The 19,485-nt window shown below is 61.6% G+C and carries 19 protein-coding genes and 1 riboswitch; of the genes, 4 read left to right on the top strand and 15 right to left on the bottom strand.

What is annotated here, in order from left to right:
- Nucleotides 1-125 precede the first annotated feature (125 nt).
- Both AB3N21_RS01260 and AB3N21_RS01255 read left to right on the top strand, forming a co-directional pair.
- A complete protein-coding gene (locus tag AB3N21_RS01260; protein ID WP_367933509.1) occupies nucleotides 126-518 on the top strand; it encodes a hypothetical protein in 393 nt (130 codons plus the stop codon).
- 11 nt (nucleotides 519-529) lie between these two features.
- Nucleotides 530-1,999, top strand: a complete 1,470-nt coding sequence (locus AB3N21_RS01255; protein WP_367933508.1) for a sulfatase-like hydrolase/transferase — start codon at nucleotides 530-532, stop codon at nucleotides 1,997-1,999.
- Nucleotide 2,000: 1 nt separating this feature from the next.
- Here AB3N21_RS01255 and AB3N21_RS01250 read toward each other — a convergent pair whose 3' ends face one another.
- From AB3N21_RS01250 to AB3N21_RS01240, 3 genes are all read right to left on the bottom strand, one after another.
- Nucleotides 2,001-2,126 (bottom strand): hypothetical protein, encoded by a 126-nt coding sequence (locus AB3N21_RS01250; protein WP_367933507.1) that lies wholly within the window; start codon nucleotides 2,124-2,126, stop codon nucleotides 2,001-2,003.
- Between the two features lie 166 nt (nucleotides 2,127-2,292).
- The gene (locus AB3N21_RS01245; protein ID WP_367933506.1) at nucleotides 2,293-3,975 is read right to left on the bottom strand and encodes a tryptophan halogenase family protein; all 1,683 of its coding nucleotides are present in this window, start codon (nucleotides 3,973-3,975) and stop codon (nucleotides 2,293-2,295) included.
- A 313-nt stretch (nucleotides 3,976-4,288) separates the two neighbouring features.
- Nucleotides 4,289-4,804, bottom strand: coding sequence for a hypothetical protein (locus AB3N21_RS01240; protein WP_367933505.1), 516 nt, complete (start codon nucleotides 4,802-4,804; stop codon nucleotides 4,289-4,291).
- Between the two features lie 226 nt (nucleotides 4,805-5,030).
- Between AB3N21_RS01240 and AB3N21_RS01235 the strand changes: the two genes are divergently transcribed.
- Nucleotides 5,031-5,510: a YHS domain-containing (seleno)protein gene (locus AB3N21_RS01235; RefSeq protein ID WP_367933504.1), complete on the top strand. Its 480-nt coding sequence runs from the start codon at nucleotides 5,031-5,033 to the stop codon at nucleotides 5,508-5,510.
- Nucleotides 5,511-5,564: 54 nt separating this feature from the next.
- Here the strand turns inward: AB3N21_RS01235 and AB3N21_RS01230 are convergent, their stop codons facing one another.
- Nucleotides 5,565-6,182: a d(CMP) kinase gene (locus tag AB3N21_RS01230; protein ID WP_367933503.1), complete on the bottom strand. Its 618-nt coding sequence runs from the start codon at nucleotides 6,180-6,182 to the stop codon at nucleotides 5,565-5,567.
- A 65-nt stretch (nucleotides 6,183-6,247) separates the two neighbouring features.
- Here AB3N21_RS01230 and bchE point away from each other — a divergent pair, with 65 nt between their 5' ends.
- Complete coding sequence (gene bchE, locus AB3N21_RS01225) at nucleotides 6,248-7,750, top strand: magnesium-protoporphyrin IX monomethyl ester anaerobic oxidative cyclase (RefSeq protein ID WP_367933502.1); 1,503 nt, start codon at nucleotides 6,248-6,250, stop codon at nucleotides 7,748-7,750.
- Nucleotides 7,751-7,755: 5 nt separating this feature from the next.
- Here the strand turns inward: bchE and aroA are convergent, their stop codons facing one another.
- From aroA to miaB, 11 genes are all read right to left on the bottom strand, one after another.
- Nucleotides 7,756-9,102, bottom strand: coding sequence for a 3-phosphoshikimate 1-carboxyvinyltransferase (aroA, locus tag AB3N21_RS01220; RefSeq protein WP_367933501.1), 1,347 nt, complete (start codon nucleotides 9,100-9,102; stop codon nucleotides 7,756-7,758).
- A gap of 158 nt (nucleotides 9,103-9,260) precedes the next feature.
- Complete coding sequence (trmB, locus tag AB3N21_RS01215; RefSeq protein ID WP_367933500.1) at nucleotides 9,261-9,971, bottom strand: tRNA (guanosine(46)-N7)-methyltransferase TrmB; 711 nt, start codon at nucleotides 9,969-9,971, stop codon at nucleotides 9,261-9,263.
- Between the two features lie 68 nt (nucleotides 9,972-10,039).
- The gene (locus AB3N21_RS01210; protein ID WP_367933499.1) at nucleotides 10,040-10,846 is read right to left on the bottom strand and encodes a sulfotransferase domain-containing protein; all 807 of its coding nucleotides are present in this window, start codon (nucleotides 10,844-10,846) and stop codon (nucleotides 10,040-10,042) included.
- Nucleotides 10,847-11,108: 262 nt separating this feature from the next.
- A complete protein-coding gene (locus AB3N21_RS01205) occupies nucleotides 11,109-11,621 on the bottom strand; it encodes an AAA family ATPase (protein ID WP_367933498.1) in 513 nt (170 codons plus the stop codon).
- A 70-nt stretch (nucleotides 11,622-11,691) separates the two neighbouring features.
- Nucleotides 11,692-12,873 carry a methionine adenosyltransferase gene (metK, locus tag AB3N21_RS01200; protein WP_367933497.1) on the bottom strand — a complete coding sequence of 394 codons (1,182 nt, stop codon included), beginning with the start codon at nucleotides 12,871-12,873 and terminating at the stop codon, nucleotides 11,692-11,694.
- 5 nt (nucleotides 12,874-12,878) lie between these two features.
- Nucleotides 12,879-12,929: riboswitch (SAM-SAH riboswitch) on the bottom strand.
- A 42-nt stretch (nucleotides 12,930-12,971) separates the two neighbouring features.
- Nucleotides 12,972-14,477, bottom strand: coding sequence for an apolipoprotein N-acyltransferase (gene lnt, locus AB3N21_RS01195; RefSeq protein WP_367933496.1), 1,506 nt, complete (start codon nucleotides 14,475-14,477; stop codon nucleotides 12,972-12,974).
- A complete protein-coding gene (locus AB3N21_RS01190) occupies nucleotides 14,474-15,361 on the bottom strand; it encodes a hemolysin family protein (RefSeq protein WP_367933495.1) in 888 nt (295 codons plus the stop codon). Before AB3N21_RS01190 ends, lnt begins: the two co-directional genes overlap by 4 nt.
- 35 nt (nucleotides 15,362-15,396) lie before the next feature.
- Nucleotides 15,397-15,891 carry an rRNA maturation RNase YbeY gene (gene ybeY / locus AB3N21_RS01185; protein ID WP_367933494.1) on the bottom strand — a complete coding sequence of 165 codons (495 nt, stop codon included), beginning with the start codon at nucleotides 15,889-15,891 and terminating at the stop codon, nucleotides 15,397-15,399.
- Nucleotides 15,892-15,941: 50 nt separating this feature from the next.
- On the bottom strand, nucleotides 15,942-16,973 hold the full coding sequence (locus AB3N21_RS01180; RefSeq protein WP_367933493.1) for a PhoH family protein: 1,032 nt from the start codon (nucleotides 16,971-16,973) through the stop codon (nucleotides 15,942-15,944).
- A 152-nt stretch (nucleotides 16,974-17,125) separates the two neighbouring features.
- Nucleotides 17,126-17,890 (bottom strand): outer membrane protein, encoded by a 765-nt coding sequence (locus AB3N21_RS01175; RefSeq protein ID WP_367933492.1) that lies wholly within the window; start codon nucleotides 17,888-17,890, stop codon nucleotides 17,126-17,128.
- A 184-nt stretch (nucleotides 17,891-18,074) separates the two neighbouring features.
- Nucleotides 18,075-19,394 (bottom strand): tRNA (N6-isopentenyl adenosine(37)-C2)-methylthiotransferase MiaB, encoded by a 1,320-nt coding sequence (gene miaB / locus AB3N21_RS01170; RefSeq protein ID WP_367933491.1) that lies wholly within the window; start codon nucleotides 19,392-19,394, stop codon nucleotides 18,075-18,077.
- Nucleotides 19,395-19,485 lie beyond the last annotated feature (91 nt).

Genomic DNA, 19,485 nt, shown 5'->3' with positions numbered 1-19,485 from the left:
TCACATCGCCTTGTCGACGCGCGTGTCTTAGTCCGGGTTTCACCAAAAGGCAAGCCCGCTCATCAGGCGAGTTGCGGCATGCCGCGCATATGCTAGGGTCCCGGCAGACGCGAGGGAGGATCACGATGACCTTTGAAGAGGCGCTTGCCGTTCAGTCGCTTTGGGTGCGGATCTGGGTGACCTGGCTGGTCATCGGCGCCTTCATCCTTCCGTTGGGGCTTCTGATCTGGCGCAACACCAGAATCGCCGGGCTGGTGACGGTCGCCGCCAGCGTCGTGGCCGGGATGGGCGTCCAGTGGATTTACGACCAGCTTGGCTATGTCCGCCTGATGGGTCTGCCGCATATCATCATCTGGGTGCCGGTTGTCCTGTATCTCTACAGGCTGCAGGGCAACAGGGAACTGTCGCCATGGGCGGTTCGGCTGATCTGGGTCATCATGGCGACACTGCTGGTGTCTCTGGCCTTTGATATCGTCGATGTGGGTCGCTACGCGCTTGGCGAGCGGGAACCGTTCTGAAGGGATCGGCAATGACACCAAATTTTCTGGTCATTATTTCGGACGAGCATCGCAAGGACGCGATGGGCTGCGCCGGGCATCCGATTGTCAAAACGCCGAACCTGGACGCTCTGGCCGCGCGCGGGACACTGTTCGAGGCCGCATATACCCCCTCGCCCATGTGCGTGCCGACCCGGGCGGCGCTGGCAACTGGCAACTGGGTGCACCGGACCGGCCACTGGGACAGCGCCACGCCTTATGCGGGCGAGCCCCGTAGTTGGATGCGGCAGCTCCGCGATGCGGGGCGCGAGGTGGTGTCCATCGGCAAGCTGCATTTTCGCTCGAACAAAGATGACAATGGGTTCTCGCAGGAAATCCTGCCCATGCATGTGGTGGGCGGCGTCGGCTGGGCCGTTGGCCTGCTGCGTGAGAACCCGCCACCCTACGACTCGGCAGAGGAACTGGCGGGCGACGTGGGCACAGGCCCCAGCACCTACACCGAGTATGACCGCGCCATCACCGAAGCCGCCGAGGCCTGGCTGGCCGATCCGACACGGGGTGAACAGCCCTGGGCGGCTTTCGTCTCTCTGGTCAGCCCCCACTACCCGCTGACCTGCCCCGAGGAGTGGTATGCGCTCTACGATCCGGCCAAGATGGATCTTCCGGTGGGCTATGGCGAAGGGCTGCCGGACCACGAAGAGCTGCGCAACATCGCCGATTTCTTCAACTACGGCGACTATTTCGACGAGCAGAAGATGCGCGAGGCCAAGGCGGCCTATTACGGTCTGACCTCTTTCATGGACAATTGCGTGGGCCGTGTTCTGCGCACGCTTGAGGCCAGCGGGCAGCTTGAAACCACAGTGGTGCTCTATGTCTCGGATCACGGCGACATGATGGGGGATCAGGGGTTCTGGACCAAGCAGGTGATGTATGAGGCCAGCGCAGGCGTGCCGATGATCGCCGCCGGGCCCGGTGTGCCCGTCGGGCATCGCGTTGCGACCTGCACCAATCTCACCGACATCGCCGCCACCGCGCGCGAGGTCTGTGGCGTGGCTGATGACGTGGGCAATGCGGGGCAGCCCGGGCAGTCCCTGCGTGTTATCGCCAGCGCGCCCGATGACCCGGACCGCACGGGTTTCAGCGAATACCACGATGGCGGGTCAAAGACCGGCAGCTTCCTGGTGCGTTGGGGGCGGTGGAAGTACGTGCATTATGTCGGCCAGCCGCCGCAGCTGTTCGATCTGCAGAGCGACCCGCACGAACAGGTGAACCGCGCCATGGACGGGGTGAACGACCCTGATATCCGCGCGGCACTGACCGAAGGCGAGCGCCGTCTGCGTGCCATCTGTGATCCGGACGAGGTCAACGCCCGCGCCTTTGCCGATCAGCGCCGCAAGATCGAGGAACTGGGCGGTGAAGAGGCCTGCCGCACCGCCTTTGTCTTCAACCATACGCCGACGCCCACCGAACAGGACGAAATGCGCGAGGGCTCGCCGCTGTAGCTCAGAGTTCCTCGCCCTTCTTCAGCAACTCCTCGATCAACTGCCGCTGCAGGTTGCAGCTGTCACCGCCACCGAACTGCCCCGCCCCGCCGGAATAGAGCGTGCCGTAGGTCTTGGCGGTGTTCACCCCCTGAGCGAGACCCCACGATCCCTACGCATCCCACACTGAATTTTTGCATCAGTGCGCTACCAAGACCAATTTGAAACCCTAGTGGCCGTCCTGAAGGCAGAGGTTTAACTCTCCGCCCCCATCTTCATCTCAAAACACTCTCCGCGCGGACCGCACAGAATTTCTAGAACAGTTGCAAATCCTTCACGCCGCACTGGATTTCGGCGAAGTTCGGCATGTTCTGAATCGCCACGGGTGCCGGTGCCGCGCCCGGCACCGCCACTGTCGGTTTCGCCGCCGCCTTGCCAAAGGCTGGTCGCTCCAACTCCCCTCGGATATCGAGCAGCAGCGTTTTGTGATCCGGCATCGTTTTGAGTATCTGGGCGAGGTCCACTTTCGCACCCTTCCACCACTGGAACCAAATCGGTTTCTTCAACGGCCGCAGACGATCGCGGATGCCAGTACCATATCCCGTGTCATAGACTTGTTTGCCCAAAAGAACCGTCTGATACACGCGAAAGTTAAATAGCGTTGCGAACTCGATATCGCTTTCAATTGGCAGGCGGTTCTGCCACAAATCCAGGTTCTCGGCCAACCGGTCCGGCAGCTTCATCTCTGTACGCGCGTCGATCCAATATTGATCATCCGTGCGGTTGCCCAATCGATAGTGCAGACAGATGAACTCCAGAACCTCGTTATAGAGCTTATCCATCTGCCGATTATATCTGGCCCGCAGGGACGGCTCGATGTCTCGCGTCGGCAAATGCTCGGCGAACCAGCGTATTGCATGGTCAATCATATGGATCGCGGTACTCTCAAGCGGCTCAATAAACCCCCCGGACAGACCGATCGCCAAACAGTTCTTGACCCAGGCATTGCGTACGCGCCCTACACGCATCGGGATCACGCGCGGCGTCAGGCCCTTTCCGCTGTCACCCAGCCATTCGAGGTATTCATCCGCCGCCTGATCATCGGTACGATGGGCGGACGAGTACACGTATCCTGTGCCCACACGGTTGTAGAGCGGCACCCGCCATGTCCAACCTGCGCCAAGTGCGGTAGACCGTGTGACGCTTTCGATCTTGTCTGGATCGGGATGCTCGACCTGCAACGCCATGGCGCGATCGTTTGGCAAATAATCCGAGTAATCCAGAAACGGCTCGCCAAGTGCCTGGTTGATGATCAGCCCGCGGAACCCGGTGCAATCTACGACCATCTCGATGTCATGGCGGCCTTTACGCTCCAACATCAGGTGGCTGACGTTGCCCTGTTCATCCAGCTCAACCGATTGCACCTCATCCTGGATGTGTTCCACACCGCGTTTCGTGCAAACCTTGGTGAGCATACCTGCGAATTTCACAGCGTCCAGGTGATAGGCATAGCCAAAGCGCTGCTCGAATTCGGGCTGACCCAATTGCCGCGCGCCTTTGCACAGGCGGGCCAGATCATCGTGTGGCGAGATGGATTGGGTAAAATCCCGATCCCCATTGCCGAAGCGCAAGAAATACTCGGCAGCCTCCAAGCCCTCTAACAACTGGCCATGGGCAAAGGGGTTGACGTAATCAATGCGATTTCCCTTGGCGTCCTTGTTCCAATTGCAGAACTTGACACCGAGTTTGAACGACGCGTTGGTCTCGCAAAAAAAATCCCGCTCCGAAATGCCCGCCTGACGGAGCGTGACCGGCATGCGCGGCACCGTGGCCTCGCCTACACCCACGGTCGCGATATTGGGGCTCTCGATCAGACAGATGCGCGGGCGATCCCTTTGCGCTGAAGTGCGAGAAAACACCATATCCAGGATCAGCGCGGTCATCCAACCCGCCGTGCCACCACCCACGATGGTGATTTTGCGCAAACGATTATTCATGTATTTCTGTCCCTGTTGGCTCGGGGGATTATATTGCTGCCGCCCCTTTTTAGGTTTTGGGGTTTGTATAGCAGCTTTCCCTTTTGGCTTGAGGAGAACTATAGCAGCTTTCCTGCGTCCAGCTAGAGCCTATGACGCCCCAAGCCAGCATGCCCAACCGGCCCCCGCGACCGACAGTGACGGACCCTTCGCCCCCAAGGGCTCCGCACAAAACGCCAAGCGTTCAAAACAACCCCCAACGCGTATCTTACTCTGCATGGTGGCTTCTGCGAGACAGGCTGGCATCAGGGTAAGCGCGAATTCTAGGCGTGTGTCAGATTTCTTCGCCTTTTTTCAGAAGTTCTTCGATCAGAGCGCGCTGCAGATCATGGCTGTCGCCCCCTCCGAATTCCGCCGCACCACCGGTGTACAAGGTGCCGTAGGTCTTGGCGATGTTCACGGTCTGGGCCAGACCCGAGATCAACTGGTCCTTGTCCAGTCTAGACAAGGGGTGGATGAACGCAGCCCATAAAGTACCATTGGCGATCGCATAACGCGCATCCAGCGTACTGTCGAAATTCGCCTGCATCATGCGTTGCAGGTCCTCGGGCGACAAATCTGCGGCGCTGCCGATTGCCACCATCGCCCGCATCCGGTCCGCAGCGGTATCTGTGACAACCAGCACCGTTACGTCCGCAACCGTCAACTCAAACCCCGGCCCAAGCGGTTGCGCCTCGGGGTCAAGTGCAAAAATGATGTTGCCCAACCGTTCATAGGTCATCGGCGGCTCGGCCTCCTGCGCCGAACAAAGGCCGGCGAGCAGGGTCAGGACAAGGGCAAGTCGGATCATCGGCATGGCTCCCGGGTGGTGATCCCGCCAGCCTAGGATGCCAGCCACGCTCAGGCGATACACAGCTTGGTGAACCAGCCCGTTTTGCCGTTCCCCCGCCGCTTTGAACGATCTGCAAGAAACTCTGGCGGATCGGCGATAACGCCCCCGGCCACCCCCTCCTACCTTGAGCGCATCGGGCCAGCAACGGTCCCGTCCTGAAACCCAGATTTGAAGAGGAAACCCGATGAAGTCCTTCGTTCTTACCGCGCTGATCGCCGCCCTGCCATTGGCCGCCGCGCCTGCTTTTGCCGCTGACGAGATCAACGTCTCGAACGGCATCTCCGCCGCCGGAGCTCCCTTGGCCGCCCATGGGGTGGATCTGGTCGCGCTGGTCAACAACGGCAACCCGGTCGAAGGGTTCGCCAACTACTCGTCGACCTATGACGGCGCGTCCTACTATTTTGCCTCGGAAGACAATCAGAAAGCGTTCGAGGCCAACCCGGCGGCCTACCTGCCCCAGCATGGCGGCTTCTGCTCGTACGGGGTGTCGGTGGGCAAGAAGTTCGACGGCGATCCGGATCAGTATGTGCTGGCCGATGGTAAGCTGTTCCTGTTCCTGAACGCGGCCACCCGGTCGGCGTTCCTGGAGGATCTCACCGGAACCGCCGCGACCGCCGACGATCAGTGGGCCAAGATCAAGCACGTCGCCGTCGGCGAACTGTAAGGTCCACCAAGTTGTCGGGGTGAGGCTCCAGGCCCGGCAACCGCCCGCGAAAGATTACCCTTTCGCGGGCATCTTTGCTTCGACGGCAGCAATGCCGGCGGCCAGCGCCGCCTCGATGCTCAGGTCTGACGTGTCGAGCGAGACCGCATCCTCGGCTGGCTTCAACGGCGCCTCGCTGCGGTCCGTATCCCTCGTATCGCGTTCCCTGACATCGGCCAGCACCTGCGCGCGGTCCACATCCGCGCCTCTGGCGCTAAGCTCCAGATAGCGCCGCTCGGCCCGCACCTCGGCACTGGCCGTCACGAACAGCTTCACCTCGGCCTCGGGGCAGATCACCGTCCCGATATCGCGCCCGTCCAGAACCGCCCCACCCGAGCGCCGCGCAAAGGCGCGCTGGAAATCCACCAACGCCGCGCGGACCTCGGCGATCACCGCCACCTTGGACGCCGCCTGCGCCACGTCCGCCGTGCGCAGATCATCCCTTTCCAGATCCTCCGGAACCAGCGCCCGGGCCGCATCGACCGGCTGTTCGCCATCCAGCATCCGGCGGCCCACCACCCGGTAGAGCAGGCCAGTATCCAGATGCGCCAGCCCGAAATGCGCGGCGACCCCTTTCGAGATCGTACCCTTCCCTGCCGCTGCCGGGCCGTCGATGGCTACGGTAAATCTCATCATCTTCTCCGGAAAATCTGCACGGGTAAGGCCTTAGCAACAGGGTGAACGGAAAGGAACCGAAAATGCGACTTACCCTGCTGCATCCACCTCACACCGCGATCGGAAGCCGAATCCCGAAAGAGAACCTGCCCCCGTTCGGCCTGCTCTGTATCGGTGGACCCCTGATCGATGCCGGGCATCAGGTCTCACTGGTCAACGCGGATCTCGGCCCGATGCGCTTGGCGGACTGCGTCAACGCTGTTCTTGAAACCGACCCGGACGTGGTGCTGATCGGCCATTCCGGATCAAGCTCTGCCCACCCGACCGTTCTTGAACTCTCCGCCATGATCCGAGCCGTCAGACCCCAGGTGAAGATCATCTATGGCGGCGTCTACCCCACCTATCATTGGAAAGACGTACTGAAGGAGTGCGATGCCATCGACATCATCATCCGGGGTGAGGGCGAGGCCACAACACCGGCTGTCATCGCAGCGCTGGAAACCGGGCGCGATCTCTCGGCAATCCCCGGCATCGCCTACCGTGGCGACACAGGCCAAATCCGCGCGACCGCGCCCGCGTCGGTTCTCACCGATCTCGATGCGCACAGGATCGGGTGGGAACTGATCGATTTCGACGACTATTCCTATTGGGGCGGGCTGAAATCGGTGATCCTGCAGTTTTCACGAGGCTGTCCGCATCTGTGCAGCTATTGCGGTCAGCGGGGATTCTGGACCCGCTGGCGCCATCGTGATCCGGTGAAACTGGCCCGCGAAATCGCCTGGCTGGTGCGCGAACAAGGCGTCGAACTGGTCAATCTTGCCGACGAAAACCCCACATCCTCTCGCCGCAAATGGAAGGCGTTTCTTGAGGCGCTGATTGAAGAGAACGTCAACGTCACGCTGATTGGATCGACCCGCGCCGATGACATCGTGCGCGACGCGGACCTGTTGCCGCTCTACAAGAAGGCTGGTGTTCTGCGGTTCCTGCTGGGGCTGGAAAGCACGGATGAAGCAACGCTGTGCAAGATCCGAAAAGGCGGGACCACGACCAAGGACCAGCAGGCCATCCGACTGCTGCGAAACCACGGCATGATCGGGCTGTGTACCTTCGCCGTCGGGTTCGCGGATGAACGCGACCGGGATTTTCTGAAGATCCTGCGCCAGCTCATCCGATACGATCCAGATCAGATCATGTCGATCTACGCGACCCCTCACCGCTGGACCTCGTTCTTCGGAACGGTGCGCGGTCATCAAGTCATCCAGCCCGACCTGCGCCGTTGGGACTACAAGCATCAGGTCGTCGAAACACCGAATATTCCGGCCTGGCGGGTCTTTTTTTTTGTGAAAACGATTGAGGTCGCAGTGACCCTGCGCCCCCGCAACATCTGGCGGCAATTGACCCAGACCGACCCGGACCTGAGGCATGCCATGCGCTGGTACAGCCGTATGGGCCGCCGGGTGATCCTGCACGAGGTCTGGCAGTTTCTGTTTCGGACCCGCCGCAGCCGAGCGGGCACCGTGGCAGAGTTCTTGGGCGGGGCTGAACAGCTGCCCGAAAATGCGATGGCCCGACTGCCGCGCAAATGAACCCGTCAGTCGCGAACCAGTTTCGCACCCAGACCTGACATCAGCGGCTCGAAGATCGGGAAGGAGGTCGCAATCGGGCCGCCGTCATCCACCGAAACCGGCGCCTTGGCGCCCATTCCCAGCACCATGAAGGACATGGCGATCCGGTGGTCCAGAAAGCTCTCGCAGGTGGCGCCACCGGGCACCTGCCCGATGCCCAGCCCGTCGACCGTCCACCAGTCATCGCCCTCGTCCACCGTCACACCATTGGCGCGCAGGCCGCAGGCCATGGCGTCGATGCGGTCGCTTTCCTTGACGCGCAACTCCTTGACGCCGCCCATCATCGTGGTGCCCGTCGCATTCGCTGCAACCACCGACAGCACCGGGTATTCGTCGATCATCGAGGCCGCACGCTCGGGCGGCACGGTGATGCCCTTCATGTCGGGCGAATAGCGCGCGCGCAGGTCGGCCACAGGCTCGCCGCCCTCTTCGCGCATGTTCTCGAAGGTCAGATCGGCGCCCATCTCCTGCAGCGTGTAGTAGAGACCGGCGCGGGTCGGGTTGAGGCCGATATTCGACACCAGCACATCCGATCCCGGTGTGATCAAAGCGGCGCAGACCGGAAAGGCGGCACTGGACGGATCGCGCGGCACCGCGATCTCCTGCGGCTTCAACTCAGGACGCCCGGTCAGGGTGATCACCCGACCCTCGTCGGTCTCCTCGACCGTGATCTCGGCGCCAAAGCCCGCCAGCATCCGTTCCGAGTGATCACGGGTCGCTTCCTTCTCGATCACCACCGTCTGGCCCGGCGCATTGAGCCCCGCCAGGAGGACGGCGGATTTCACCTGCGCCGAAGGCACCGGCACCTCGTAACGCACCAGCACCGGATCGGCGGCCCCCACGATGGTCATCGGCAGCCGCCCGCCCGCGCGGCCCACCGACCGGGTGCCGAACAGCGCCAGCGGATCGGTCACCCGCGCCATCGGGCGCCCGTTCAGGCTCGCATCCCCAGTAAAGGTCACGGAAATCGGAGAAGTCGCCATCGCGCCCATGATCAGCCGCACGCCTGTACCCGAATTGCCGCAGTCGATCACCTGATCCGGCTCGGCAAAGCCGCCAACGCCAACTCCGTGCACCGACCAGTTGCCACCGCCGTGATTGACCACTTCGGCGCCAAAGGCCTGCATCGCCTTGGCCGTGTCCAGCACATCCTCACCTTCAAGCAGGCCCGAGATTTTCGTCTCGCCCACCGCCATCGCGCCTAGGATCAACGAGCGGTGCGAGATCGACTTGTCGCCCGGCACCTCTGCCGTGCCGGTCAGCGGGCCGCAGGGATGCGAGGTCATCGGGATGGGCGTGCCGTGTCCGGACATGGGGGCTCCTTTTGCGCTATCATCACTGGCCGATTAGCGAATTGGCGCCACAGGGTCCAGCACCAAAGCCTCTACCGCTTCTTCTCGCTGATAAATACGCATATCCCGCAGGCCCCGCCGGGCGCACCGACAGGCAGGATCGCAACCGCTCCCGCCGCTCAACCGGCGCGACGAAAGGTCAGATAGTGGGGAACACGCCCCTCGCGCAGAGCTTTCTGCTCGTACCGGGTCGAAATCCAGTCATCCCACGGCGCGCGCCAATCCGAGGGGCGTTCGGCCAACCATTCGAACCCGGCCTTCGGCACCTCTTCCAGCGTCTGGCGCACATAATCGGGAATATCCGTCGCCACCCGAAAGATCGCGCCGGGTTTCAGGACCCGGGCCAGAGGTTCCAGATGCTCGGGCGTCACGAACCGGCGGCGGTGATGGCGCTTTTTGGGCCAGGGGTCGGGATAGAGCAGGAACGCGCGCGAGATGCTCTGATCGGGCAGCACGTCGAACAGATCGCGCGCATCACCCGCATGCACCGCCAGATTGCTGACCCCGGCGCGGCGGATCTTGCCCAACAGCGTGGCGACGCCGTTGATATAAGGCTCAGCCCCGATGATTCCGATACCGGGATTGCTTTCCGCCTGATGCACCAGATGCTCGCCGCCTCCAAACCCAACCTCGAGCCAGACAGGCCGCCCGCCGAACAGCCCTCCCAAATCCAGCGGCGTGCGCTCGGGATTACTGTCCCAATCGACGGCGCCGGGCGCGAACGCGGCCAGATCCTCGTCCAGATAGGCCTTCTGGCTCTGCTTCAAGGATTTGCCCTTGAAACGGCCGTAGAAGTTGCGACGGGGTCTTTGAGGATGGTCGGTGTTCATGCGCACGGCCCATAAATGCTTGGGTCTTGAGAGGCAAGCCGGTGTCCTGTTTGATCCCCCAAATACCCCTACCGGTCCTGCGAGCTCAACCCATATCCCATGTCCTGCAACACGTCGCCGCAGCGGGTCTCGAAAGCCGCAATATCCTCGGGTGACATCTCATCAAGGAATGCCCCGGACACCCCCCGCCGGACGAACATCGCATCCTTTGGCCAGACCTCGTTGTCCCAACCCTGTTTCTTTTCGCGCTTTTGCATCCGGGAAAAGGACGAAGTGGAAATGACCTGCGCCAGCCGCTCGTCGTCGCAATTTATATCCAAAAATTTGGCGACACGGCGCAGCTGCGGCTGGGGATCGCCCAGAAGGTCTTCGTACCGAACCGTCAGGACCTCGGCCCCATACGGATTTGTTTTCCAGCTTTTGGTGTGTTCCCACCAGTTTGCGTAGACCTTGTCGGTCTCGCCCATCAAATCGGACATGGAGCCGGTATAGCCCAGGGCCTTTCGAAAATGCCAATACGAGACAAGCGCGTCCCGCCCATCCCGGACCAGATGAATGACGCGCCGAAATTGAGGCTGCGGCATGTGATGAGATTTAAAAACCATGGTGTCGGACATGACCACGCCGGTACGGTTCTGATGCAGATCCGGAACCAGTGTCTGGATCAGACGATCCGGTGCGTTGGAGCTGTCCACACCATATTGCAAGCCGGCGACGAGGCATTGCATCCACGTATTGCCGGATTTCGGCCAGGCAGCGATCACCACATCGCTGTCACGGACCGCCTCCACGTCAAACCGCGCCAGCCCGTATTGCTGAAAGGTCCTGGCATCGAGCCGCACCTTTGCCTGCCTCAGCAGCCGTCTTAACCCCATGAGTGTCGTTCCCCTTGTCAAAATCGCGATAGCGCATCGCATGGCGCTGAACGCCGGGCAAGAGCTGGGGATTTCAACCAATCTCGTCAAGGTAAGATAACTTACCAAGCTCCATTCGGGCCATTTGCCGCACGCAACCGGCAAACGGCTTGCTGCACTGCGTCCTTTGGGCCGAGGCACGGCCCCAGAGAGGCCCGATATCCTTATGTGACGGCGCGCAAAACTCGCCAAAAAAGCAGGCAATCTCCACCATACTCAGTCTCTATCTCGCCAAAAACTCGGACAGAAAATCCTCGACCTGCCGCCGCGACGTCAGCACACGGACGTTGCGGCGGCCCCGCCAGTCGTCGATGAACCGAAGCGCGCGCAGGCGTCCGTTGCTGTCATAGCTCCAGCAAAACTCCAGAAAGGCACGGTCAAACCGTTCGGGGCAGTTCGGCCCCATATCCGGCCGGGTATGGCCGTGGAAACGCAATGACCGCCACAGAACCCGCCACATGCGCAACACGCGGGGCATGTCGAGGAACACGATCAGATCGGCACGTTCCGCCCGGTATGCCATCGAGGCGGAGTGGTTGCCCTCGAACACCCATTCCGGGCGGTCGGCAGCTTCCTTTGCCAGGCGCATCGCCTCGGTCTTGTCGCGCTCGACCCAATCGCCCAGCCAGTAGATCGGATCCATATGCACCACCGGAAGGCCCATCCGTGCGCCGAGTTTCCGGCCAAGCGTGGACTTGCCCGAGCCCGGCCCGCCGATGACCATGATCCTCTGCATCACCCGTCCTCACCAATGCAAAACGGGCGGTCACTGAAACCGCCCGTTCAACTTAACCAATGGAACCGGATCAGACTGCTTTTTTCAGCGCGTCCACCAGATCCGCGCGTTCCCAGCTAAAGCCGCCATCGGCGCTCGGCTCGCGGCCGAAATGGCCGTAAGCCGCAGTGCGTTGATAGATCGGCTTGTTGAGCCCCAAATGCTTGCGGATACCGCGCGGGGTCAGGTCCATGACTTCGGCCACCGCCTTTTCGATCTCCGCGGGTGCGACCTCGCCCGTGCCGTGAGTGTCGGCGTAGATAGACAGCGGTTTGCTGACACCGATGGCATAGCTGAGCTGAATGGTGCAGCGCTCGGCCATGCCCGCCGCGACTACGTTTTTGGCCAGATAGCGGGCCGCGTAGGCCGCCGAGCGGTCCACCTTGGTCGGGTCCTTGCCCGAGAAGGCTCCGCCGCCGTGCGGGGCGGCCCCGCCATAGGTGTCCACGATGATCTTGCGCCCGGTCAGGCCGGCATCGCCATCGGGGCCGCCGATGACGAACTTGCCGGTGGGGTTCACATGCCACTCTGTCTCGTTCGTAAGCCAGCCCTCGGGCAGCACTTCGCGGATGTAAGGCTCAACAAGCGCGTGAATATCGGCGCTGGTCAGCGCCTCGTCCAAATGCTGGGTCGACAGGACGATCGAACTGACACCGACCGGCACACCGTCGCGGTAGACCACCGAAAGCTGCGATTTTGCGTCCGGGCCAAGCGTCGCTTCGCTGCCGTTTTTGCGCACCTCGGCCAGGCGGCGCAGAATCGCGTGGGAATACTGGATCGGCGCCGGCATCAGCGCCGGCGTCTCGGTGGTGGCGTAACCGAACATGATGCCCTGGTCGCCCGCCCCCTCGTCCTTGTCTTCTGCTGCATCCACACCCTGCGCGATATGCGCGGATTGTTCGTGCAGCAAGTTGGTCACCTCGCAGGTGTTCCAGTGGAACTTGTCCTGCTCGTAACCGATATCCTTGATGCAGTCGCGGGCGATCTGGTCGATCCGCCCCATATATTCGCGCAGCTTGTTCTGATCCGACAGCCCAACCTCTCCGCCGATGACCACGCGATCGGTGGTGGCAAAGGTTTCGCACGCAACGCGCGCTTCGGGTTCTTCGCTGAGAAAAGCATCAAGTACGGCATCGGAAATCCGGTCACAGACCTTATCCGGGTGACCTTCGGATACGGATTCCGAAGTGAAAATGTAGTTCTGTCGGGACATGAAAGCGCTCCATTGAGATAACAGCCCGTCACGCCAGGAAGCCGTTGTGACGGGCGACGGACGAGATACGCGCTGCCGCACGAATGGTCAATCGGTAATTATCTCCCGGCAGGACGGGTGATGCGCAACAGCCCCAACGTCAGGACGATCAGCAGCAGTAGCACAGGACTGTCGCCAGTCCTGGCATAGAGCGTCGGCGACACAGGCGCGAGCAGCTGTGCGTCGACATAACCTGCTTCACCCAGAGGCAGCGACGCCTCGATCCGCCCCAGCGGGTCGATCATCGCCGAGACGCCGGTATTGGCCGTCCGGATCATCGGCAATCCCTGTTCAATTGCCCGCATCCGGGCTTGGGCGAGGTGCTGATAGGGGCCCGACCAGGTTCCGAACCACGCATCGTTGGTGATCTGCAGCAGCATCTCGGGCCGATCCGGTGCAGCCAGGATGTCCTGCGGAAAGATCGCCTCGTAACAGATCAGGGGCAGAGCCCGGCCCAGGGCGCCAAGCTGGATCAGCCTCGCCCCCGGGCCAGAGCTGAACCCCTGCCCGGCATTGGCCGCAAATCCATAGAGCCCGAAGCGCGCCATCAGATCGCCGAAGGGCACGTATTCGCCGAAAGGCACCAGATGGTGTTTGTCATAGAGCCCCACCTGAGCACCGCTTTCATCCAGATAGATCATGGAATTGTAGATGCGCGCGCCGCCGCGGCGCTGAATGCCCAGCACCACCGGGCTGCCTTGCGCCGCATCAGCGATTACCGACAACGTTTGCTCGGCATTCTCCAGCCAAACCGGGATCGAGGTTTCCGGCCAGACGATCAGGTCCGGGCGGGCGCCTTCGGCCGTGAACCCGACCTGCCTCTGAAAGAACACCGGCGCATAGGCCGGATCCCATTTCTGATGCTGCGGCGCGTTGGGCTGAATCAAGCGGACGGTTTTCCCTGTCGAGGTCACCTCAGGGCGGGTCGCGCTATATCCCAGTGCGGCAGCAGCGAAGAGTAGCGCGGGCAGCGCATGTCCTGCCAACGCGCGTGTTCCGCGCCATCCGGCCAACGACAGGCCAAGCGGCAGTGCGATTGCGAGGGTCAGGGCACCCAGAGCGTTCGGGCCGACAAGCGCCAGCATCTGTGCTGCACCGGTGTCCACCCAGATTTGCGCCAGCCCGGCCCATGGGAACCCGGTCAGCACGTAACCGCGCGCGAACTCCGCCAATGAAAGGACGAGAACCAACAGCCAGATCTGAGCACTGGCCGAGCGTCCGGGGCTTTTGGCCAGCCAGAAGGCCGCCGCCCAGAACAACGCCAGCCCGCCCGCCATGAAGACCAGCGCAAAAGGCGCCATCCACGCGTGGCGTTCGGGGTCGACCATGAAGGGCTCGACGATCCAGATCAGCGCGTAACCGAAATACCCGGTCGCGAAAGCCCAACCCAGCCACGCCCCGCGTCCGCGCGTTTCGCAGGACAGAAACAGGCGCGGCAGGCAGATCAGTGCTGCCAGCGTTGCCACCCAAATCCCCAGCGGAGCAAGCCCAAAGGCCGCGAGAACACCGAGCGCGCCCGCTCCGGCCATGCGCTGCCAGAATGGCCCGCCTGCCGATAGGTTCATGCGGCGCGGTCCGACAGCATGACGCGCAAACGTTTGATACGGCGGGGATCGGCGTCGATCACCTCGAACTCGGGACCATCCGGATGCAGCACCACCTCACCGCGCGCCGGAACCCGGCCCGACAGCATGAAGACCAGCCCGCCCAGCGTTTCGATGTCTTCTTCATCGACATCCTCGTGATGGGTCAGCGAGCAACCAATCTCGGCTTCGAACTCCTTGAGCGGCGTGCGGGCCTGCACGATGTAGCAGCCCAGTTTCTCTTGCACCCAGAGTTGATCCTCGTCGGCGTCGTGTTCATCTGCGATCTCACCAACGACCTGTTCGATCAGGTCCTCAATGGTCAGCAAGCCGTCAACGCCGCCATATTCGTCGATCACCAGCGCCATGTGGCGGCGTTCGGTCTGCATCTTGGTCAGCAGCACGCCGATGGGCATCGACGGCGGCACGAAGAGCAGCGACCGCAGCATGGCGGTCAGATCAAGCTCGGTGGAGTTGCCGTTGAACCCGTGCGTGAGGGCAAAGTCCTTGAGGTGGACAAAGCCTAGCGGCGTGTCCAGCGTGCCTTCATAGACCGGGATGCGGGTCATACCGCTGTCGCGGAACACCTGCACCAGTTCATCTTTGGAAATGGTGTTTGGGACCGAGACGATTTCCGCCGTTGGAATGGCCACATCCTCGACCCGCATGCGGCGGAGGTTGATCATGCCGCGCGGCTGTACTGCCGAGGCCGGATGGCCGTTGACCTGCGCGTCTTCCGGTGTTTCGGAGGAAGAGAATGCATCCATGATGCGGGAGAAAAATCCGGTTTTCTCTTCGGTTATGTCATCGCCGTTCTCGGGTTGCGCGCTTTGCGCCGCCATAGAACTGCCGTCTGTGTCGCCCATTTTCCTGTTCCAAATGACCGGGCCCCGGGGCCCACTTATTCAGTATATGGGTTATCGATACCCAATTTGCCAAGTATCTCGATTTCGAGCCCTTCCATCAAGGTGGCGTCAGGGTCACGGATATGGTCGTACCCCAGAAGGTGTAACAGCCCGTGAATCAGCAAATGCGCGGTGTGATCGGACATGGTTTTTCCCGTCGCCTCCGCCTCACGCGCGCAAGTGTCGTAGGAAATCGCGATATCACCCAGCGCGATCTCACCGGTGAAATCGGGCTCAGGCGCGTGCGGCTGCCCGCCGGGGGTGTCGGCGGACAGATCCTCGGCGGGCCAGCTCAACACATTGGTGGGCTGCGGCTTGGCACGGAATTCCGAGTTCAACTCGGCGATGCGGGCATCGTCGCAACCCAGCACACTGATTTCGCAAATCTCTGAATCCAGACGCTGGTGCGCCAAAGTGACCGCAATCGCACGGTCGGCCAGTGCTTCGAGGTCCTGCCAGCGGGGGTCTTCCAATGTCAGATCGACGGTCATCTGCGGTCTCAGCCCAAGTGGGGGCCAGCCCCCACACCCCCGGGATATTTTCAAACAGAAGAAGGTTGGGGACGGCCTGAATCGGCCTCATACGCCTCAATGATGGCGGCGACAAGCGGGTGACGCACAACATCCTTGGAGGTGAAGTAGTTGAAGCCGATATTCGGAATGGTCTTGAGCAGCCGTTCCGCATCGGTCAGCCCCGATTGCACGCCGCGCGGCAGGTCGACCTGGCTGCGATCACCAGTGATCACCATGCGGCTGCCCTCGCCCAGGCGGGTCAGGAACATCTTCATCTGCATGGTGGTGGCGTTCTGCGCCTCGTCCAGCACCACGAACGCATTGGCCAGCGTCCGGCCACGCATGAAGGCCAGCGGCGCGATCTCGATCCGTTTTTCCTCGATCAGCTTGGCCAGCTGCTTACCCGGAAGGAAATCGTTCAGCGCGTCATAGAGCGGCTGCATGTAGGGATCGACCTTGTCCTTCATGTCGCCGGGCAGGTAGCCGAGCTTTTCACCCGCTTCGACCGCCGGGCGGCTGAGGATGATGCGGTCCACATGGCCGCCCATGAACATCGACACGCCCACGGCCACAGCCAGATAGGTCTTGCCGGTGCCTGCCGGGCCGATGCCGAAGGCCAGTTCGTTTTCGAACAGAGACCGGACATAGGCCTTTTGCGCGTCGGTGCGCGGTTCGACCAATTTCTTGCGGGTCTTAATCTCGACCGTTTCGCCCTTGAACATCTCAAGCTGGTCACCGTCACGGACGCCGGTGCCCTGCTCGGAATTGCCCATGCGCAGCTCGCGGTCCACATCCGCCGCCTCGACCGGGCGGCCCGCCTGCAGGCGGTCATAGAGCGCGTGCAGCACCTCGGCGGCCTGCTTTTGCGGCGCCTCTTCTCCGAGGATCGCCAGCTGATTGCCGCGGCGCAGAATCTGCACGGACAAGGCGCGCTCGATCTCGGCCAAGTTGCGGTCATATTCACCGCACAGGTCGATCAGCAATCTGTTGTCTGGAAATTCAACAAGCACCTCGTTGGGGGGCATGTCTTGTGGCGGTGGGGTCACTGCACCGATGGCCAATCCGTTCTCCTGTCTTGGCGTTTGTTTCGACCGTAGCCAAGTTGCCCTTGGCAGCGCAAGCGCCAAGGGCAAAAAATCGTGGCTTGCCTGACGGAAACTTCGGAACCGATCGGTTTCAGAACTGGCCCCGCCAACAACTCCCACATCGCAGATCAGAAGTTATAATTCAGACCCAGGCGAACGTTGCTGAAACTGGGCGTCGCAACCGTCGAGGACCCGTCGGAATCAGTCAGCGTGTAGGAGCTTATTCGGGTGTAATCCACTTCGAACACCAACGACAGACGGTCGTTGAGATTGTGTTCGACCCCAAGTCCCAGCAAGAACCCGTCTCGGTCCGACTGATCGGATACGTCGATCAGATCACCACCTGCAAAGCCGGTCACCGCATAATCCAGATCGCCCCGCACATAGCCGAGCGTGCTGTAATACAACGTGTTGCCCCGGACACTGGTGATGCCACTCTTGAGCCGGAATGACTTGGCGTTTTCCAGCTCAACCTCGGCTGAATGCGTGCTGGCAACAAACGAATCCGAAATGCTTCCGGTATCGTATCCCAACTCGAACGCGTACACCCATTTGCGATCAACCAGTGGCAGCCAGTTGCGCCAGCCGAACCGCAGGCCAAAACTTGTTCCGCTGGGCGTCAGGGTTCCTGGGCTGGCTACAAGTGTACCGGCCGGGTTTGTATGACCGATATCGTCGTCCTGACCAAAGGTGTATCCGACGGTACCGCCGACGTAGAAACCACTCCAGTCAAACTCGCGGGCCTTGGGCCGAAGTACTTCAGGATCAGCGACCGGATCGAGGACATTCCCTGCGGCTGCGTCTGACGCCACCAGGGAACACATGCCCATGATGGACGCGCTGACCAGCAGGCGCGTGCAGGCGGCAGGTCTCCTGCCGACTTTCTTAAACATTTGAAACCTCATTCACTCATTACTTGGCAGACGACGCTGCCCGGATATCCTGACACAATTGTGTCGGCTTTTCGGCGCTCGCGGGAATTCAGCTCGTTTGCGAAATCGTTACGTAAAACTTCATCTAAATTAACGCCAAACATTCGCTGTCTCCCTTATGGCCTGGCAGGGCCTCGCCCGGTTGTCAGACAAGTTCTCCTGCCAAAGAATTTGCTCCCGAAGCGGTGATCCGCACGCGTCGCAGATCACCGGATGTAACGTTGGCCCCGCCAACATGGACCGCGTGCAGATATTCCGATTTGCCGACCATCTGCCCCTCGAGCCGTCCTGCTTTTTCAAAGAGCACACGGACCTCGCGGCCGACCATGTCATCCTGTACCTCCCGCTGATGGCGGGTGATCAGGGCCTGCAGGCGATGCAGGCGGTCCGTGGCCTTATCCTCGGGCACCTGCGGACGTTCGGCGGCCGGGGTGCCGGGGCGGGTCGAATACTTGAAGGAATAGGCGTAGCCATACCTGACCTCTTCCACCAGATCGAGCGTGGCCTGAAAATCCTCTTCGGTCTCTTCGGGGAACCCGACGATGAAATCACCCGACATCAGAATATCGGGGCGCGCTGCCCGAATACGTTCGACCAACCGCAGATAGCTGTCTGCCGTATGGCTGCGGTTCATCCGTTTCAGGATCTTGTCCGAACCCGCCTGCACCGGCAGGTGCAGATAAGGCATCAGCTTGTCGCAGGTGCCGTGCGCCTCGATCAGGTCGTCGGTCATGTCGTTGGGATGCGAGGTGGTAAAACGGATGCGCTCAAGCCCGTCGATCTTGTTCAACTCCCAGATCAGCCCGGCCAGAGACGTATCTCCGTTCGGCCCGGCGCCGTGATAGGCGTTGACGTTCTGCCCCAGCAGCGTGATCTCACGCACCCCGCGTTCGACCAGATCGCGGGCCTCGGTCAGGATGCGGTCGGCAGGACGGCTGACCTCGGCACCACGGGTATAGGGCACCACGCAGAAGGCGCAGAACTTGTCACAGCCCTCCTGCACGGTCAGAAACGCCGTGGGGCCGCGCGTGGCCTTGGGGCGGCTTTTCAGTTTCTCGAACTTGTCCTCTTCGGGGAAATCGGTGTCCAGAGCCTTTTCGCCCGCGCGGGTCTTGGCCTCCATCTCGGGCAGGCGGTGATAGCTCTGCGGGCCGACCACCAGATCGACCAGCGGCTGGCGACGCATGATTTCCTCGCCTTCGGCCTGCGCCACGCAGCCCGCAACCCCGATCTTGAGGTCGGGCTTGTCCGCCTTCAGCCCCTTGAACCGGCCAAGCTCGGAATACACCTTCTCCGCCGCCTTTTCGCGGATGTGGCAGGTGTTGAGCAGGATCATGTCCGCGTCATCGGGGCTTTGCGTCTCGACATAGCCCTGCCCGCCCAGCGCCTCGGCCATGCGTTCACTGTCGTAAACGTTCATCTGGCAGCCGTAGGTTTTGATGAACAGCTTTTTGGGTTCAGACATGGAGCGGGCCTTTGTAGTCGCAGGATCGGCGCCATGTATCCGGATCAGGCACCGCTTGCAATGCTGGCGCAATTACCCGAATTTGCCCCCG

The organism is Ruegeria sp. (genome assembly GCF_040830605.1).
GTDB lineage: Bacteria > Pseudomonadota > Alphaproteobacteria > Rhodobacterales > Rhodobacteraceae > Ruegeria.
This window is presented reverse-complemented; position numbering and strand designations above follow the sequence as displayed.

Excerpts from the sequence above, each read along its gene's own strand:
- AB3N21_RS01260 (WP_367933509.1), top strand. The coding sequence starts at position 126 with ATGACCTTTGAAGAGGCGCTTGCCGTTCAGTCGCTTTGGGTGCGGATC.
- AB3N21_RS01255 (WP_367933508.1), top strand. The coding sequence starts at position 530 with ATGACACCAAATTTTCTGGTCATTATTTCGGACGAGCATCGCAAGGAC.
- AB3N21_RS01245 (WP_367933506.1), bottom strand. The coding sequence starts at position 3,975 with ATGAATAATCGTTTGCGCAAAATCACCATCGTGGGTGGTGGCACGGCG.
- AB3N21_RS01240 (WP_367933505.1), bottom strand. The coding sequence starts at position 4,804 with ATGATCCGACTTGCCCTTGTCCTGACCCTGCTCGCCGGCCTTTGTTCG.
- AB3N21_RS01235 (WP_367933504.1), top strand. The coding sequence starts at position 5,031 with ATGAAGTCCTTCGTTCTTACCGCGCTGATCGCCGCCCTGCCATTGGCC.
- AB3N21_RS01230 (WP_367933503.1), bottom strand. The coding sequence starts at position 6,182 with ATGAGATTTACCGTAGCCATCGACGGCCCGGCAGCGGCAGGGAAGGGT.
- bchE (WP_367933502.1), top strand. The coding sequence starts at position 6,248 with ATGCGACTTACCCTGCTGCATCCACCTCACACCGCGATCGGAAGCCGA.
- aroA (WP_367933501.1), bottom strand. The coding sequence starts at position 9,102 with ATGTCCGGACACGGCACGCCCATCCCGATGACCTCGCATCCCTGCGGC.
- trmB (WP_367933500.1), bottom strand. The coding sequence starts at position 9,971 with ATGAACACCGACCATCCTCAAAGACCCCGTCGCAACTTCTACGGCCGT.
- AB3N21_RS01210 (WP_367933499.1), bottom strand. The coding sequence starts at position 10,846 with ATGGGGTTAAGACGGCTGCTGAGGCAGGCAAAGGTGCGGCTCGATGCC.
- AB3N21_RS01205 (WP_367933498.1), bottom strand. The coding sequence starts at position 11,621 with ATGCAGAGGATCATGGTCATCGGCGGGCCGGGCTCGGGCAAGTCCACG.
- metK (WP_367933497.1), bottom strand. The coding sequence starts at position 12,873 with ATGTCCCGACAGAACTACATTTTCACTTCGGAATCCGTATCCGAAGGT.
- lnt (WP_367933496.1), bottom strand. The coding sequence starts at position 14,477 with ATGAACCTATCGGCAGGCGGGCCATTCTGGCAGCGCATGGCCGGAGCG.
- AB3N21_RS01190 (WP_367933495.1), bottom strand. The coding sequence starts at position 15,361 with ATGGGCGACACAGACGGCAGTTCTATGGCGGCGCAAAGCGCGCAACCC.
- ybeY (WP_367933494.1), bottom strand. The coding sequence starts at position 15,891 with ATGACCGTCGATCTGACATTGGAAGACCCCCGCTGGCAGGACCTCGAA.
- AB3N21_RS01175 (WP_367933492.1), bottom strand. The coding sequence starts at position 17,890 with ATGTTTAAGAAAGTCGGCAGGAGACCTGCCGCCTGCACGCGCCTGCTG.
- miaB (WP_367933491.1), bottom strand. The coding sequence starts at position 19,394 with ATGTCTGAACCCAAAAAGCTGTTCATCAAAACCTACGGCTGCCAGATG.